The organism is Aromatoleum petrolei (assembly GCF_017894385.1).
In the GTDB taxonomy this organism is placed as follows: domain Bacteria; phylum Pseudomonadota; class Gammaproteobacteria; order Burkholderiales; family Rhodocyclaceae; genus Aromatoleum; species Aromatoleum petrolei.
The window spans coordinates 3934894-3951485 of record NZ_CP059560.1; the positions used below are offsets into that span (position 1 = coordinate 3934894).

17 protein-coding genes are annotated in these 16592 nt (G+C 62.7%); 15 read left to right on the top strand and 2 right to left on the bottom strand.

What is annotated here, in order from left to right; translation table 11 throughout:
- Nucleotide 1: 1 nt before the first annotated feature.
- Nucleotides 2-457 carry a type IV pilin protein gene (locus ToN1_RS24935; RefSeq protein WP_169206307.1) on the bottom strand — a complete coding sequence of 152 codons (456 nt, stop codon included), beginning with the start codon at nucleotides 455-457 and terminating at the stop codon, nucleotides 2-4.
- A 233-nt stretch (nucleotides 458-690) separates the two neighbouring features.
- Between ToN1_RS24935 and ToN1_RS17910 the strand changes: the two genes are divergently transcribed.
- The 13 genes from ToN1_RS17910 (at nucleotide 691) to ToN1_RS17970 (ending at nucleotide 12723) form a co-directional block, all read left to right on the top strand.
- The gene (locus tag ToN1_RS17910) at nucleotides 691-1722 is read left to right on the top strand and encodes a sensor histidine kinase (protein ID WP_169206308.1); all 1032 of its coding nucleotides are present in this window, start codon (nucleotides 691-693) and stop codon (nucleotides 1720-1722) included.
- A gap of 137 nt (nucleotides 1723-1859) precedes the next feature.
- On the top strand, nucleotides 1860-2483 hold the full coding sequence (locus ToN1_RS17915; protein ID WP_244860820.1) for a retropepsin-like aspartic protease family protein: 624 nt from the start codon (nucleotides 1860-1862) through the stop codon (nucleotides 2481-2483).
- A gap of 90 nt (nucleotides 2484-2573) precedes the next feature.
- Nucleotides 2574-3113 (top strand): CoA pyrophosphatase, encoded by a 540-nt coding sequence (locus ToN1_RS17920; RefSeq protein WP_244861069.1) that lies wholly within the window; start codon nucleotides 2574-2576, stop codon nucleotides 3111-3113.
- A 94-nt stretch (nucleotides 3114-3207) separates the two neighbouring features.
- The gene (locus ToN1_RS17925) at nucleotides 3208-3975 is read left to right on the top strand and encodes a 3-hydroxyacyl-CoA dehydrogenase (RefSeq protein ID WP_169206310.1); all 768 of its coding nucleotides are present in this window, start codon (nucleotides 3208-3210) and stop codon (nucleotides 3973-3975) included.
- A gap of 173 nt (nucleotides 3976-4148) precedes the next feature.
- Nucleotides 4149-6629 (top strand): heavy metal translocating P-type ATPase, encoded by a 2481-nt coding sequence (locus tag ToN1_RS17930; RefSeq protein WP_169206311.1) that lies wholly within the window; start codon nucleotides 4149-4151, stop codon nucleotides 6627-6629.
- Between the two features lie 6 nt (nucleotides 6630-6635).
- The gene (gene ccoS / locus ToN1_RS17935) at nucleotides 6636-6839 is read left to right on the top strand and encodes a cbb3-type cytochrome oxidase assembly protein CcoS (protein ID WP_169206312.1); all 204 of its coding nucleotides are present in this window, start codon (nucleotides 6636-6638) and stop codon (nucleotides 6837-6839) included.
- 389 nt (nucleotides 6840-7228) lie between these two features.
- Nucleotides 7229-8653 carry a cytochrome-c oxidase, cbb3-type subunit I gene (ccoN, locus tag ToN1_RS17940; protein WP_169206313.1) on the top strand — a complete coding sequence of 475 codons (1425 nt, stop codon included), beginning with the start codon at nucleotides 7229-7231 and terminating at the stop codon, nucleotides 8651-8653.
- A 15-nt stretch (nucleotides 8654-8668) separates the two neighbouring features.
- Complete coding sequence (gene ccoO / locus ToN1_RS17945; protein WP_169206314.1) at nucleotides 8669-9301, top strand: cytochrome-c oxidase, cbb3-type subunit II; 633 nt, start codon at nucleotides 8669-8671, stop codon at nucleotides 9299-9301.
- 17 nt (nucleotides 9302-9318) lie between these two features.
- On the top strand, nucleotides 9319-9498 hold the full coding sequence (locus tag ToN1_RS17950; RefSeq protein ID WP_169125065.1) for a cbb3-type cytochrome oxidase subunit 3: 180 nt from the start codon (nucleotides 9319-9321) through the stop codon (nucleotides 9496-9498).
- Nucleotides 9499-9500: 2 nt separating this feature from the next.
- Complete coding sequence (gene ccoP / locus ToN1_RS17955; RefSeq protein WP_169206315.1) at nucleotides 9501-10406, top strand: cytochrome-c oxidase, cbb3-type subunit III; 906 nt, start codon at nucleotides 9501-9503, stop codon at nucleotides 10404-10406.
- A 98-nt stretch (nucleotides 10407-10504) separates the two neighbouring features.
- Nucleotides 10505-11935 (top strand): cytochrome c oxidase accessory protein CcoG, encoded by a 1431-nt coding sequence (gene ccoG, locus ToN1_RS17960; protein WP_169206316.1) that lies wholly within the window; start codon nucleotides 10505-10507, stop codon nucleotides 11933-11935.
- A gap of 14 nt (nucleotides 11936-11949) precedes the next feature.
- Nucleotides 11950-12462 (top strand): FixH family protein, encoded by a 513-nt coding sequence (locus ToN1_RS17965; protein WP_169206317.1) that lies wholly within the window; start codon nucleotides 11950-11952, stop codon nucleotides 12460-12462.
- A 24-nt stretch (nucleotides 12463-12486) separates the two neighbouring features.
- A complete protein-coding gene (locus ToN1_RS17970) occupies nucleotides 12487-12723 on the top strand; it encodes a hypothetical protein (protein ID WP_169206318.1) in 237 nt (78 codons plus the stop codon).
- 61 nt (nucleotides 12724-12784) lie between these two features.
- Here the strand turns inward: ToN1_RS17970 and ToN1_RS17975 are convergent, their stop codons facing one another.
- On the bottom strand, nucleotides 12785-13228 hold the full coding sequence (locus ToN1_RS17975; RefSeq protein WP_169206319.1) for a universal stress protein: 444 nt from the start codon (nucleotides 13226-13228) through the stop codon (nucleotides 12785-12787).
- 145 nt (nucleotides 13229-13373) lie between these two features.
- Between ToN1_RS17975 and ToN1_RS17980 the strand changes: the two genes are divergently transcribed.
- Both ToN1_RS17980 and ToN1_RS17985 read left to right on the top strand, forming a co-directional pair.
- Nucleotides 13374-14783, top strand: coding sequence for an MBL fold metallo-hydrolase RNA specificity domain-containing protein (locus tag ToN1_RS17980; RefSeq protein ID WP_169206320.1), 1410 nt, complete (start codon nucleotides 13374-13376; stop codon nucleotides 14781-14783).
- 145 nt (nucleotides 14784-14928) lie between these two features.
- Nucleotides 14929-16566: a PHA/PHB synthase family protein gene (locus ToN1_RS17985; RefSeq protein ID WP_169206335.1), complete on the top strand. Its 1638-nt coding sequence runs from the start codon at nucleotides 14929-14931 to the stop codon at nucleotides 16564-16566.
- The last annotated feature ends 26 nt before the right edge of the window (nucleotides 16567-16592 follow it).

Consider the following 16592-nt stretch of genomic DNA (forward strand, 5'->3'; position numbering starts at 1 on the left):
CTTAGCGTCCTCCCCAACAGTCGGCGGCGGTCTTTCCCGATCCGGACACCGTCTTTGCGCCGGCCTGGTTGATGGTCAGCGTGCCACATGCTGAGTCATTGGTGGCCTGTCCGCCCTTGGGCGCGGCTTGAACGGAGAAGGTCGTTGCCGTGGGCGCTGCAGGCAGCGTTATGTCGTAATGGGCGCTGACCTCGGACGGTGCGCTAGCCATTCCGATTTCTGCAAGCGTACCAAAGGTCCGCGCGTCCAGTCGGAAGGCTTGTTGCCGCGTGGCGATGTCCATGAGGTGCGCGACAGCTGCGCTCCGGTGCGTGCGGGCCACGTAGGATTGATACGAGGGGTAGGCAACGGCCGCGAGAATGCCGATGATCGCGACGACGATCATCACTTCGATCAGGGTGAAGCCGTTGCGCATCGGCTGCTGTGTGGTTTGTTTCGCGTTCACGATCAGGTCCATGGCATGAGGTGGTACGTGGATGGTATGGTCGGAACTGCATCCTGGGTAGAGCCTAGTCAAAGTCGTGCCGAAGCAGAAGGCGCGTCCGATGAGCGTATGTTTTCTGCGCATGAGTGGCGAACGCAGCATCCGTGCGTGCGCGGACTTCAGTCCGCAGGACCTTGCGGACTGAAGAATGGTCGCGGCGGGATGCGACGGTCGGAGCAAGTATTCGCTACAGGAGCTGAACTTCGTTGGACAACGCACCATCGCACGACGTCGTGACTCTTCCCGACTTCCGCAACCTGGGCGTGTTGCTGCGCATACTTGTCATTGCCGAGGCTGCCAACCTGGTAACGCTCGCGGCCCACGCCCCTGATGCGATCGAGGCCCTGAAGTCGGTCGGGGGGGCGGCGCTTCCGTTCGAGTTCTCGCTGCTGGCGGTCGCCCTGTCGTTGTTCCTGCTCTCGCCCTTGCTCGCACGAATGCCATACCGGCGTGGCGTATGTGCCTCGGTGGCTCTCGCCGCCACGGTCGCTGGCGCGTTGGATCTCGCGTTCCATTCGTGGGTAGGGGCGGTTCCCTGGGGAGCGGTGCTGAAATCGATTGCGATGGCGGGTCTGCTGGCGGCGATGATCCTCGGGTACTTCAACTGGCGCCAGCGGGTCCTGTCGCCAGCCCTCGCGAAGGCACGCCTGATGGCGTTGCAGTCGCGCATTCGACCGCATTTCCTGTTCAATAGTCTGAATACGGCGGTTTCGCTGGTGAGGCAGGATCCGTGTCTGGCGGAGCAGGTCCTGCTCGACATGTCGGACCTCTTCCGTGCGCTACTGAAGGATAGCCGCTCCCTGGTGCCGCTCGCCGACGAAATCCGCCTCGCAGAGGCCTATCTGCAAATCGAACAGTTGCGTCTGGGTGAGCGTCTGCGGGTGCATTGGAACCGCGAAGGCGCGCAGGCCGCGGTAAATGTACCGATTCTGGTCCTTCAGCCACTGCTAGAGAACGCTGTGCGTTACGGTGTCGAGCCGTTTGCCGCCGGTGGCGATGTGCATGTAGCGATTCGGGTGGGGGGGGGCGAACTTGTCATCGAGGTCACCAACTCGATCTGCGGCGGCGATATGCCAGTGCCTTCGGGTAACAGGATTGCCCTAGCTAACATCGAGGAGCGGCTGGGCCTTCATTTCGATGCGGAGGGAACCCTGCATATCTCGACACGCGACAATCTGTTCGTCGTCAAGGTGTGCGTGCCTTTTCGGGGTGCGTGCACAGCCGCTCAGGTGGCCTGACGTTTCGCAATTTGGCAGTCGGCATTCAAAAAGGTACGCTGATCGGTCCAGGTGTGCGCGTACAGGGGCGCACGGGTAGGGTCAAATCCGGTAGGTGCTAGATGGTCGGACTGGTCAGGTTGTTTCGGATGTCGTTCATGGTCGTTGCCGTCCTGGCGTCGCACGCGGTGCTCGCGGCGGATGTCGAACTGGTCGGGCTTTTCGGCAAGAAGGCGGTGCTGGTGGTGGACGGCGGTGCGCCGCGTACGCTGGCGGTGGGCGAGCAGACCCGCGACGGACTGCGGTTGATCGAGGTGGCCGAGGGGGTGGCGGTCGTCGAGATCGGAGGAAAGACGCAGAGAGTGGCGTTGGGCGCCGGCCCGGTCCGCAGTGGTGCGGGCCACCAGAGCGGCGCGGCGGCGGTTAGTTTGGTCGCGGATGCGCGCGGACACCATTTTTCCAGTGGCAGCATCAACGGAGCATCGGTTCGGTTCCTCGTGGATACGGGCGCAAGCATGGTTTCCATGGGCGTTTCGGACGCGCGTCGTGCCGGAATCGACTATCGCAAGGGTACGGGAGGGGTGAGCCAGACGGCCAGCGGGCCGGCGCGCGTGTGGAAGGTGAAGCTGGATGCCGTGCGCGTCGGCGACGTCATCTTGCACGGCGTCGACGGGCTGATTCACGAAAACGACCTCCCGTTCGTGCTGCTAGGGATGAGCTTCCTCAGTCGCATGGACATGCAGCGCGAAGGCGATCGCCTGACGCTGCGCAAACGGTTCTGAGAGGTGGGCGTGACAGAGAGGGAAGGCGTGCGTTCGGGTGGATTCCGGGATGCGGAGTGGCTGCGCCTGCAATTCACGGAGGCGAGACCGATCGAACCGGTGCATGAGGATGGCAGCCCGCCGGTGACGCACCTGAGGCCGGCGGCGGTGCTGGTGCCGGTCGTCGCGCGCGAGGAGGCCCTGACGGTGCTGCTGACGCGCCGCACGGATCATCTGCACCATCATCCCGGGCAGATCAGTTTCCCAGGCGGAAGGGTGGAGGAGACCGATGTTTCGGCGGTGATGACGGCGCTGCGCGAGACTGAGGAGGAGATCGGTCTGGATCCCGATTGTGTCGAGTTGCTCGGGGAACTGCCGGAATACCGGACCGGCACGGGGTTCCGCATCACCCCGGTGGTCGGCTTGGTGCATCCGCCCTTCGACCTCAGGCTCGACAGTTTCGAGGTTGCCGAGGCGTTCGAGGTGCCCCTCGCGCATTTTCTCGATCCGGCCAGGCATCAGAAGCACAGGGCGGAGTATCAGGGAAAGATGCGCGAGTACTACGCGATGCCATACGGCGGGTACTTCATTTGGGGCGCGACGGCAGGAATCCTCATATCCCTGTACAGGTTTCTGGGCGAGAGGGAGTAGGGCGACCGGCGGCGATAGTTGACGTTGACGTCAACTGCAATTATTTTGCGCCTCCGTGTCGCCGCATGTGGACGGCGATGGAGAGGAGTTCGGCATGAAGATCCAAAACAGCGTATTCGTGGTGACCGGCGGCGGTTCCGGTCTTGGCGCGGCAACGGCGCGCATGCTCGTGGCGGCAGGCGGCAAGGTGGTTCTTGCCGACGTCAACCGCGAGGGAGGGGAAGCGCTCGCGAAGGAACTCGGCACAAACGTGGTGTTTGCGCAGACCGACGTGACCAGCGAGGAGAGCGCCAAGGCGGCGATCGAGCGCGCGGTGGGTGAGTTCGGCGGGCTGCACGGACTCGTGAACTGCGCCGGCATCGCCCCTGCAGAGAAGGTGATCGGCCGCGAATCGCCGCACCGCTTGGAAACCTTCGCTCGCACGATCAACGTCAACCTGATCGGCAGCTTCAACATGATGCGGCTGGCCGCGGACGTGATGAGCAAGGCGGCTCCGAATGAAGAGGGCGAACGCGGCGTGATCGTCAGCACCGCCTCGGTCGCGGCCTACGACGGCCAAATCGGGCAGGCAGCCTATGCAGCGTCGAAGGCGGGTGTCGTCGGGCTGACTTTGCCGGTCGCGCGCGAGCTTGCCCGCTTCGGTATACGTGTCATGACGATCGCGCCGGGCATCATGGAGACGCCGATGCTGATGGGCATGCCGCAGGAAGTGCAGGATTCGCTCGGCAAGACCGTGCCGTTCCCGTCGCGCATGGGGCGTCCGTCCGAATACGCCGCGCTCGTGCGCCACATTGTGGAAAACGCCTACCTGAACGGCGAGACGATCCGCCTGGACGGCGCGATCCGGATGACCGCGAAGTAAGTCTGCTGTCCGGAATGCGTGGGCGGAGCGGGGCGCGCGCCGGTTGCGTCCCCCCCCGTCGGTTATGGGGACGCCAGGAAGGGGCATTGGTCGGGATCCGGGAAGTGTGCTAAAAGTGCGGTCCTCCCCGTTTCATGCTGCGCTGCAGCGGCTGCTCACTTCCTCCCGTGCCGATGACTTCGTCCGAAACCGCAGTTCCCGCTTCATCCAGTGGCGACGAGTGTTACCACTGTGGTCTGCCCGTCCCGGCGCAGACCAGCCACTACGTAGAGATCGATGGCGTCGAGCGACGGATGTGCTGCGTGGGCTGCGAGGCGGTCGCGCGCTCCATCGTCGCTAACGGGCTCACGGATTACTACCGCCACCGCGACGCGATGCCGGAGCCTCAGAAGGAGGCCCTGCCGGCGGAGTTGCAGGAGCTTGGGCTGTTCGACCATCCGGACTTCCAGAAGAGCTTCGTCGAGCCCGTCGGCGAGCACGAGCGCGAGGCATCGCTGATCCTCGAGGGGATCACCTGCGCTGCCTGCGTCTGGCTGAACGAGCAGCATGTGTCGCGTCAGCCGGGTGTCTCGCTGGTCGACATCAATTACGCCACCCGGCGCGCGCGGGTGCGCTGGGATGAGCGACACACGCGGCTGTCGGACATTCTCGCCGCCATCCAGGCTATCGGTTACCGCGCCTATCCGTACGACGCAGAGCGTTCCGAGCAGATCGCGCATCGCGAACGCCGCTCAATGCTGTGGCGCCTGTTCGTTGCCGGCTTCGGCATGATGCAGGTGATGATGTACGCCTTTCCGGCGTATCTCGCGGGGGAGGGGGATCTGACGCCCGATATCGAGTTGCTGATGCGCTGGGCGAGCCTGGTATTGACCGTGCCGGTGGTCCTGTATTCGGCGGCGCCGTTCTTCCGACGCGCCCTGCGTGACATCAGGTTGCGCCGGCTGGGTATGGATGTGCCAGTTGCGCTCGGGGTGGGCAGCGCGTTCGTCGCGAGTGTCTGGGCAACGCTGACCAACGGGGGCGAAGTTTATTTCGACTCGGTGACGATGTTCGTGTTCTTCCTCCTGTGCGGGCGCTATCTCGAAATGTTTGCGCGGCAGCGGGCCGTGCGCGGCGTGGAAGAACTGGGGAAGGTGCTGCCTGCCTTCGCCGAGCGCCTTCCCGGCTGGCCGTCTCTGACCGGCGAGCGCGTTCCCGTGTCGCAACTTGCGATGGGCGACGTCTTGCGCGTTCGTCCCGGCGAGGTTGTGCCAGCCGACGGCGTCGTGATCGACGGCCGGAGCGATGCGAATGAGGCTCTCCTCACGGGGGAGAGCCTGCCGGTGCCCAAGTCGGTCGGCAGCGAGGTGACGGGGGGGAGCATCAACATCTCCAGCCCGCTGTCCATCCGGGTGGAGCAGACCGGCGATTCGACCCGTCTCGCGGCCATCCAGCGACTGATGGAGCGTGCTGCGAGCGAGAAGCCGGCGATCGCGCAGCAGTCCGACAGGGTTGCCGTCGTGTTCATCGTTGCCTTGCTGGTGCTCGCGTGCATTACCGGCGTGGTCTGGTATTACATCGATCCGTCACGTGCCCTGTGGGTGTTTGTGTCGGTGCTGGTGGTGGCATGTCCGTGCGCACTGTCGCTCGCAACGCCCGTTGCGCTCACCGTTGCGACCGACGCGCTGGCGCGGATGGGGGTGCTCGTGACCCGCGGCCATGCGATCGAGACGCTTGCCAACGCCAATCATTTCGTCTTCGACAAGACGGGCACCCTGACGCTGGGTCTGCTGACGCTCGAAGAAACACTGCCGCTCGCCGATCTCGATTCCCGGCAGTTGCTCTCCATCGCAGGGGCGCTGGAGCAATCTTCCGAGCATCCGGTTGCGCGGGCGTTGCGCGGTCCCGTGGAAGACGCGGATCTGCCCGTTGCCCGGGATCTCGTTTCCGAAACGGGGCAGGGGGTCACCGGCACGGTGGAAGGCGAACGCTATTGGCTGGGGCGTCCTGACTTCGTGGCGGCGCATCTCGGCGGCGATCTGTCTCCGAGCCTCGACGGGATGTCGGGTCGCGGCGGTTCCGTCGTCGCGCTCGGCGGGCGGGGGCGCTGGCTGGGGCTTTTCCGCCTCGCAGACGCTCCGCGCCCGGAGGCCGGCGAGCTGAGCGCGAAGCTGGCCGCTGAAGGTGTCCGCACTACCGTGCTGAGCGGTGACACACAAACCGTTGCGGCCGCGGTCGCCGCACGTCTGGGGCTGGATGAAGCGCATGGGGGAATGACGCCTCAGGCCAAACGGGACTTCATCGCAGGGCTGCAGGTCGATCCGTCAGCCATTGTCGCCATGGTCGGCGACGGCGTAAATGATGCACCGGTCCTCGCCCAGGCCCATGTTTCGGTGGCGATGGGCGGAGGAACCGAACTTGCCCGCAACCAGGGCGACATCGTCCTGCTTAGCGAGAATCTGGCAGGGCTGGGGCGTGGCGTGGATCTCGCCCGACGTACCCTCAAGGTCATACGGCAGAACCTGTGGTGGTCCTTTGCCTACAATTTCACCTCGGTCCCGCTTGCGATGGCGGGCCTGGTTACGCCCTGGATGGCCGGAATTGGCATGGCGGGAAGTTCGCTCCTCGTCGTGCTAAATGCCCTACGCCTGCAGGGCCATCGACGGGTAGATTGAACGTACATGGAAAGTCTTTACATCCTCGTGCCGCTTTCAGTGGTGCTGGTGTTCGTGATCGGCGCAATCTTCTGGTGGTCGTTGCGCTCGGGCCAGTACGATGACTTGGAAGGCCCCGCCTATCGCATGCTGATGGACGATCGCGATCAACCCGAAGGTCGCAAACCGAAACAGTCCGATGACCCTCCCACGCAGGCTGGAAAACAGTGATCCCCTTGTTAGGGAATCATGTCCTGCCCTCGTCAGGAGGGGTTTGTTGACCTACGTCAACGCCCCGAAGAGGGAGGATTGGCATACTTTTCCTACGGTTTTCGAGGTTGGTGCGTCGCGATTCGATCGCGCCAATCAGGTTAGGAATTTTTGTCTCTCTGTTGGGGTTGGGGGTGCGCTTGATGCGCACCCTTTTTTTTTGTCCTAACGATTGGAGTATGATGCAGTAATTAAAACCATGCTGGCAACAGGTTTTTTTTATAATTGGGTATTTTCACCCACTACTGCAGTGCAATAGAATGTCGGCCGTTGTCACGAGCCCGTGGCGAGCCGTTGCACATGCTCTCCCGGACTGGTGCTGAAGTTTTCTTCATCTCAAGGGGAGTTCCATGCAATCGCAGGCGACTTATAACTACAACGTCGTCCGCCAGTTCTCCATCATGACAGTGGTGTGGGGAGTGGTGGGCATGCTGGTGGGGGTGATCATCGCAGCCCAGCTTGTCTGGCCCGAGCTCAATTTGGGCGAGTGGCTGCATTTCGGCAGGCTGCGCCCGCTTCACACGAACGCCGTGATCTTCGCCTTCGGCGGTTGTGCGCTGTTCGCAACCTCTTATTTCGTGGTCCAGCGCACCTGTCATACGCCGCTGTTCGCGCCCTGGCTCGCGAGCTTGACGTTCTGGGGGTGGCAACTGGTGATCGTGCTGGCGGCGATCTCCCTCCCGCTGGGCTTCACGTCCGGCAAGGAGTATGCCGAGCTCGAGTGGCCGATCGACATATTGATTGCAGTGGTGTGGGTGTCGTATGCAATCGTGTTCTTCGGCACGATCGCAAAGCGCAAAACCAGCCACATCTACGTTGCCAACTGGTTCTTCGGCGGCTTCATCCTTACGGTTGCGCTGCTCCACATCGTCAATAGCGCCGCGCTGCCGGTCAGCCTGACGAAGTCCTACTCCGCCTATGCCGGAGTGCAGGACGCGATGGTCCAGTGGTGGTATGGCCACAACGCGGTGGGATTCTTCCTGACGGCGGGCTTCCTCGGGATGATGTACTACTTCGTGCCGAAGCAGGCCGAGCGTCCGGTGTACTCCTATCGCCTGTCGGTGGTGCACTTCTGGGCTCTGATCTTCACCTACATGTGGGCCGGTCCGCACCACCTTCACTACACGGCGCTGCCTGACTGGACCCAGTCGGTCGGGATGATCTTCTCGCTGATCCTGCTGGCTCCGTCGTGGGGCGGCATGATCAACGGCGTGATGACGCTGTCGGGTGCCTGGCACAAGCTGCGTACGGACCCGATCCTGAAGTTCCTGATCACCGCGCTGTCCTTTTACGGCATGTCGACCTTCGAGGGTCCGATGATGTCGATCAAGACGGTCAACGCCCTGTCGCACTACACCGACTGGACCGTCGGTCACGTGCATTCGGGCGCGCTCGGCTGGGTCGCGATGATCTCGATCGGTTCGATGTACTACCTGATCCCGCGCATGTACGGCAAGACCCAGATGTATTCCGTCGGGCTGATCAACACGCACTTCTGGATCGCGACGATCGGCATCGTTCTCTACATCGCCTCGATGTGGATCGCCGGTGTGATGCAGGGTCTGATGTGGCGCGCCACGAACCCGGACGGCACGCTGACTTATTCCTTTGTCGAGAGCGTGAAGGCGAGCTATCCCTTCTGGGCGATTCGCCTGGCGGGCGGCGTGATGTTCCTGACCGGCATGCTCATCATGTTCTACAACATGGTCAAGACGATGGCAGGCGAGAAGGCGTACGAGGCGCCCGTGGTCGCCCCCGCTGCCGCCCACGCTTAATCGGAGAGACAGGACATGGCTCAATCGAAACACGAATTCATCGAGCGCAGCGTTGGCTGGCTGATCGTGCTGACCCTCATGACGGTCAGCGTCGGCGGCTTGGTCGAAATCGTTCCGCTGTTCTTTCAGAAAACCACAACGACGGCTATCGATCGCACCGGTAAGCCGCTCAATGTGAAGCCGTACGAACCGCTGCGGCTGGTGGGCCGCGACATCTACGTGCGCGAAGGCTGCTACAACTGCCATTCGCAGATGATCCGCCCCTTCCGTGCGGAAACCGAGCGTTATGGCCATTACTCGGTCGCCGGGGAGTACATCTACGACCGTCCGTTCCAGTGGGGCTCCAAGCGCACCGGGCCGGACCTCGCGCGCGTCGGCGGCCGTTATTCGGATGAATGGCACCGGGTGCACCTGAACAATCCGCGCGATGTCGTGCCGGAGTCGAACATGCCCGCATTCCCCTGGCTGCAGCGTCCGGTCAAAGCCGACGACATCGAGGACAAGATGCACACGCTGCAGAAGCTGGGACACCCCTACACCTCCGAGGAAATCGCCGGTGCAAGGGCGGCGCTCGAGGGCAAGTCGGAAATGGACGCCGTCGTCGCCTACCTTCAGGGGCTGGGCACCGCGCTGTCGAACTTCAAGTAAGGAAAAGGAGAAGCGCCGTGGATATCAACGATCTCCGGTCACTCGTCACCGTGCTCGGCCTGGCCTGTTTCGTCGCCATCTGCGTATGGGCATACAGCAGGAGTGCCCGGGCAGGCTTCGAGGAGGCGGCGCGACTTCCCTTCACCGATGACGATGCGCCGGCCCTCCCGGGGGGCCGGCACAGCAAGGAAGGATAAAAATGGCTGACTTTATTAGCGGCTTCTGGAACGCGTACGTGATGGGCCTGGTGGGCCTGAGCCTGCTGTTCTGCCTGTTCGTGCTCATGTCGAACAACAAGCGGGAAACCGGTCCTGTCGAACTGCACGGTCACGTGTGGGACGAAAATCTCGCCGAGTACAACAACCCGCTGCCGCGTTGGTGGTTGTACCTCTTCTGGATCACCCTGATCTTTGCCGTTGCGTATCTGGTGATGTATCCGGGCTTCGGAAATACCAAGGGCGTGCTGGGCTGGAGCGCCGTCGGGCAGTACGAGACGGAGATGCGCCAGGCCGAAGATCGCTACGCGCCGATCTTCGCCAAGTACCAGGGCATGGACGTGGCAGCGGTTGCCGCCGACGAGGAAGCGCGCGGCGCGGGCAAGCGCCTTTTCGTGACCTATTGTGCCCAGTGCCATGGTGCTGACGCCCGTGGCGCAAAGGGATTCCCGAACCTGACGGACAAGGCGTGGAACTGGGGTGGCGAGGCCGAGACGATCAAGACGACGATCACCGGCGGGCGCATGGGCATGATGCCGCCTTTCGGGCCCGTGCTGGGCGCCGAGGGGGTCAAGGACGTGGTGAACTACGTGCGTTCATTGTCGGGGCTGGCGCACGATTCGCTGCGTGCCCAGCGAGGATCGGAGCTATTCCAGCAGAACTGCGTTGCTTGCCACGGTCCCGAGGCCAAGGGTACGCAGGCGATGGGTGCCCCGAACCTGACCGACGGTGACTGGCTGTATGGATCGACCGAGGCCGTCATTACTGAGACCGTGCAGAACGGTCGTACGAACCGCATGCCTGGATTCGGCGAGTTCCTCGGCGAGGCCAAGGTCCATCTGCTGGCCTCGTACGTTTACGGTCTTTCGAACCAAGCGGCCGTGAAGTAAGTCGAAGTCCTGAATTTGCTGTACTGCTGTTCGAGTCCCCGGGGTTCGCTCCGGGGAAAATTCTTATCAGTAAATCAGAAAATACGGATATAGCGATAATGAGCGATCCGGTACGGGTACGCGTGGTCCCGAAATCAGAGCTTCGGGAGGAACAATCCAACGATCTGTATGCGGCAAGGCAAAAGCTTCACGTCCGGTCGGTGAAGGGCGTGTTTGCCAACTGGCGTTGGGCGCTGGTGTGGCTGACCCAGATCATCTATTACGGTTTGCCGTGGCTGACCTGGAACGACAGGCAGGCGGTGCTGTTCCATCTCACAGAACGCAAGTTCTATATCTTCGGCTGGGTGTTCTGGCCGCAGGACGTGTTCTATCTTGCGATCCTGCTGATCATCTCGGCCTACGCGCTGTTCTTCTTCACCGCGATCGCGGGGCGCCTGTGGTGCGGCTACGCCTGTCCGCAGACGGTCTACACGGAAATCTTCATGTGGATCGAGGACAAGATCGAGGGCGACCACAACAAGCGCCGCAAGTTCGAGGCTGCCCCGATGGACGCGCGCAAGCTGGGTCTGCGCGGCGCGAAGTTCACCGTCTGGGGACTGTTCTCGCTGTGGACCGGCTTCACGCTCGTCGCGTATTTCACTCCGGTCGATGAATTGATTCAGTCGGCCGCGACTTTCAGCTTCGGGCCGTGGGAAATTTTCTGGATCCTGTTCTACGGCGGCTTCACTTATCTGTTCGCAGGTGTGATGCGTGAGCAGGTATGCAAGTACATGTGTCCGTATGCGCGTTTCCAGAGCGTCATGTTCGACCCCGATACGCTCGTGGTCACCTATGACGAGCAGCGGGGGGAGCCGCGCGGAAGCCGTCGCAAGGGCGTGGAGCCCCGGAGTGCAGGAGTCGGCGACTGCATCGACTGCGGAATCTGTGTGCAGGTCTGCCCTACGGGTATCGACATCCGCCAGGGGCTTCAGTACGAATGCATCGGATGCGGCGCCTGTATCGACGGCTGCGATCAGGTGATGGATAAGATGGGCTATCCGCGCGGCCTAATCCGCTATTCGACGGAGAACGCCGTGCGCCGTCATTGGGGGCGGCGCGAGATCCTGCGGCACGTCCTGCGGCCCCGCACCCTGATCTACGGCGGCGTTCTTGTGCTGATTCTGCTGGCAACGGTTTGGAGTCTTGCGACGCGATCCGATCTGCGCGTGGACGTGATCCGCGATCGCGCAACGCTGGCACGCGAAGTCGCGGGCGGGCTGATCGAGAACGTGTATCAGCTGCGCATCATGAACATGCAGGAAATCACGCGTCCGGTCGACGTGCGTGTCTCGGGGCTCCAGGGCATCCGGCTGGAAGGGCCGCAGCAGTTCGAGATCAAGCCTGCGATGACCGAGTCTGTGACCGTGCAGGTTCAGGTTCCTCCCGAGGCTGCGGCTCCGGGCAGCCATGAGATCGTATTCGAGTTCGGTGTTCCGGGCGAATCGGCCGTTGCCGTCCGCGAACGCACCACTTTCCTTCTTCCGCGCTAATCAGGAGTAAATGCATGCGCAGTGCAAACATGCCCAAGACCCTCGAGCCCTGGTATCGGCAGGGCTGGCCCTGGTTCCTGATCGCCATTCCGGCCGTAGCCGTGATCGCGGGAATGATTACCCTGTGGCTTGCCGTGAGCACCTGGGATGGTCTCGTAGTCGATGACTATTACCAGGAGGGCAAGGCGATCGAAAAGACGATTGCGCGATCGGTCAAGGCCGCCGAGCTGGGACTGTTGGCGGACGTCCGTTTGCGTGCCGAGGAAGTGACGCTCGACCTTTCGTCGTCTGCGAATGTCCCGTTGCCGCCTACGGTGGTGCTTACCATTTCCCACCCGACGCGTGGCGGGATGGATCAGGTGGTTGTGCTCAAGCGCCGTGACGGCGTGTTCGCGGCTCCGCTGTCCCCGCTCTCGGCCGGGCGGTGGTTGCTGCAGGTGGAGGACGAGTCGCGCAGCTGGCGCATGAACGGGTCGGCGAACATTCCCGGCGAATCCGTGATCCGTATCGCTCCAGCCAGGTCCTGATCGCCTACACGCAGGGGGAACGCGATGCTGAAATGGATGCAGGTGTTGTGGCCGTCGTTTATGGTGGCGGGCCTTGCCGAGGCCGTCTTTTTTACGGTCATCGATCCGCAGGAGCTCTACCTCTTCGGAGAGCCCGTGCACTACTCGCTCATCGCCACGTACTCGATCGGATTCTTCGGTTTCTGGCTGGTCGGTGCGGGTTCAAGCTTACTGACGCTGTTCTTTCAGCGCAGCGCCGCGGAGCTCAACCGAAGAGCGTAGTATCGACATCGGGCGGCGCTGCAGTGCCGCCCGATGCGTGAAGAATGAAATCGACCGCCGATCAGCGGTATACGAGTACGGGAATCTTGCTGTGGGTGAGAACCTTTTGAGTCTCGCTGCCCAGAAGGAGGCCGGCAATCCCGCGGCGCCCGTGCGATGCCATGAAGATCAGGTCGCAGCCGTGACGCTCGGCTGCATCAATGACCGCCTCATAGGGCACTTCGTTGACGATGGTGTCGGTGTCTGCTGTCACGCCGGCTTCGTCCGCTGCACTTTTTGCCGCGTCGAGGATGCGTTTGGCCTCGTCGGCTGCAGCCTTGCCGAACTGTTCCGGGGTTGTGGGATCGATCAGCGCACCCTCGCCATAAATTGGCATTGGGAAGTCGGGTTGCGCATAGAAGAACGTAATGCGAGCTCCGGCGTCCTTGGCGAAGGACACGGAGCGGGCGATGGTGCTCTCGGACAGCGGGGAGCCATCGGTCGGAACCAGGATGTGCTTGAACATCGTGTATCTCCCAAAGTATTGCGAGGACAAATCGATTATAGCGAGCCCGCTTGTGCGAAAGTGACGATCACGCTGGCGGGCCGTTGATTCCCGTCAATCTTCGTCGCAGTCGCGCCCTCCAGTCAAATGTCACACGGGAGGCAGCATGGAACTGACATTTTTCGGCGCAGCCGGGGAAGTTACCGGCTCATGTGCACGTCTGTGCTACGACGGTGGCACTTTCCTGGTCGATTGCGGCCTGTTCCAGGGCGGGCGGGATGCGGACCGCAAGAACCTGCGGGCTCTCGATTTCGATCTGCGCGGACTCGACTTCGTGCTGCTGACGCACGCCCACCTTGACCACTCGGGTCTCATTCCGCGGCTGGTGTCGCTCGGCTACCGGGGGAAAATTTATGCGACGGCGGCAACCGTCGATCTCCTCGGCGTGATGTTGCTCGATTCTGCGCACATCATGGAAAAGGAGGCGGAGTGGATCAACCGCGGCAAGCGCGAGCGGAACCTGCGCCGCGGCTACGAGGTAGCACCACTGTATACCGTCAATCAGGCACGAGCGAGCCTGGCGAGCCTGCGCAAGGTCGCATACGGCGAAGAGTTCACGCCGCACCCGGGGGTCCGTTGCCGCTTTCATGACGCGGGCCACATCCTGGGGTCGGCGGTGATCGAGCTCGACGTCGAATCCGGCGGCGCCGTGCGCAAGGTGGTTTTCAGCGGTGATCTCGGGCAGCCGACGAGGCCGGTGCTGCGCGATCCTACGCCGATTCCCGAGGCGGATTTCCTCATAGTGGAGTCTACTTACGGCAATCGCGCTCACCGAGCGATGGCGGAAACCGAACGGGAGCTGGTGTCCATACTCAAGGACACGCTGGAGCGCCGGAAGGGCAACGTCATCATCCCCGCGTTCGCGGTTGGGCGTACGCAGGAAATGCTGTTCGTGCTGGCTGGGCTGGTGCGTCAGGGCAAATTGGACGGGCTGGATGTGGTCGTCGATTCGCCGATGGCGGCGGCAGTGACCGAGCTCACGCTGCGTTACGACGAACTGTGGGACGACGAAACGCGCGAGCTGCTAGGTTGGATCCGTGCCCACAGCGAGCGTATTCGCCTGAGGTTCGTTCAAGATGTCGAAGAGTCGAAGGCATTGAATAACGAACGGTCCGGGCGCGTGATCATTTCCGCAAGCGGCATGTGCGAGGCGGGGCGGATCAAGCATCACCTGCGCTACAACATCGACCGCAGCGAATGCAGCATCGTGATCTGCGGTTTCCAGGCGGCCGGCACGCTCGGCAGGCGCCTGGTTGACGGTGCGCGCGCGATCACGCTGTTCGGCGAGCGGATCCCGGTGCGGGCCGCCGTCCACACCATAGGCGGGCTGTCCGCCCATGCCGACCAGCCCGCGCTGCTGGAATGGCTGGCGCACTTCGAGCAGCCGCCACGCCGTACGTTTGTCGTGCATGGCGAGCTGCAGGCGGCAACGGCGCTGGCGGATGCCGTGGATGAGCGCTTCGGCTGGCCGCACGTCACGGTTCCCGCGGCGGGGCACTGTTATAGTTTGATTTGAGCGTCATTGCGATGGGCGGGAGCGTCGGGACATGAAGAACGGAACTGCGGGACGGAAGCGTGGTGCGGGAGATCCTCAGCGATCCGTGCGGCGCGCGCTTCGCGAAATCCACGACCGCGTCGAAGGGACTGTCGATCCGCTGGGGATGGCTGCCCCGATCATGCATGCACAGCTTGCCTGGTTAGCCCACCCGCAGGAACTTGCCGAACGGATGGTGGAACTCTCGAGCGACCTGTGGCGCCTGCAATGGCATTCCGCCTGCCGTGCAATGGGAATTGCGAGCAAGGATCCGGTCGTTCCCAATGCTGACGATGAGCGGTTTGGCGATCCTGTGTGGACGGATTCGGCGACCTGGGATCTGACGAAGGAGTGGTACCTCGCGTTCACGCACCATATGCAGGACTCGCTTTTCGACACGCCAGGGCTCTCGAGCAAGGAGCGTCGTCGTGCCGCATTCTGGTGGCGGAAGTGGTTGAACGCGGTTGCGCCGACCAACTTCTTCTGGACCAATCCGGTCGCGATTCGCAAGGCCATCGAGACGAAGGGCGAGAGCCTCGCCGAAGGCGTACGTAACATGCTCGCGGACCTCGATGCGGGCGAGATTCGCCTGAGCAGTCCGGGCGATTTCAAGGTGGGGGTCACCCTGGGCACGACCGGGGGATCGGTCGTGTTCCGCAATCGGTTGCTGGAGGTGATCCATTACGCGCCGACGCAGCCGAAGGTGCATGCCGAACCGGTCGTGATCGTCACGCCGTGGATCAACAAGTTCTACATTCTCGATCTCACACCGAAGAAGAGCATGGTCCGCCATCTGCTGGATCAGGGCCTAGACGTGTTCATCACGAGCTGGAAGAACCCCGATCAGTCGATGCGCGATGTCACCTTCGACAGCTATCTGGAGGAGGGCGTCCATGCCATCGTCGAAGCGGCGCGCAGTTTCACCGGCGCGGCCAAGGTGCACGCGGTCGGCTACTGCATAGGCGGCACGGCCCTGGCAATGTACATGGCGTGGGCGAATCGACGCTTCCCGCAGGACGAGGTTCCGGTGGCGGACTGGACGCTGTTCACGACACTCGTCGACTTCCATCGTCCCGGGGACATCGAGGTATTCATTGATGAGTCGAGTGTCCGCTACCTCTCCGAGAACATGGCTCGCAAGGGCTTCCTCGAAGGCAAGGAAATGGCCGCCGCCTTCCGCCTGCTCCGTTCCAACAGCCTGATCTGGCACTACGTCGTACACGGCTGGTTGTACGGCGAGGCGCCCGCGCCCTTCGACGTGCTGTACTGGAACATGGACGCCACGCGCATGCCATATGCGATGCATTCGTGGTACCTGCGCGAGCTCTATCTCGAGAATCGCCTCATCGAGGTGGATGGCCTGACGATTTCGGGGCAGCCGATCGATCTGTCCCGCATCGTTCAGCCGCTGTATGCCGTCGCGGCCGAGGACGATCATATCGCTCCGTGGGCGCAGGCGTATCGCGTCAACAATCTCGTCACCGGGCCGCGGCGTTTCGTGTTGTCGAGTTCGGGCCACATCCTCGGCATCGTCAATCCGCCGGTCAATCCGCCCAGGCGCAAGTACTGGGTCGGGGCAGCCCGACGTACGGACAAGGCGGACGACTGGCGCAAGCACGCCGAAGAGCATGACGGCAGCTGGTGGAACGACTGGGTCGCCTGGCTCAAGCCGCGTTGCGGCGAGCTTGTCGATGCCCGCCCTGCCGCGTCCGCGGTGTTTCCCGAGATTGCCCGGGCCCCAGGGCAATACGTACTCGAGCGCTGATCCGATTCCCGCTTGCCGGTCGAGGC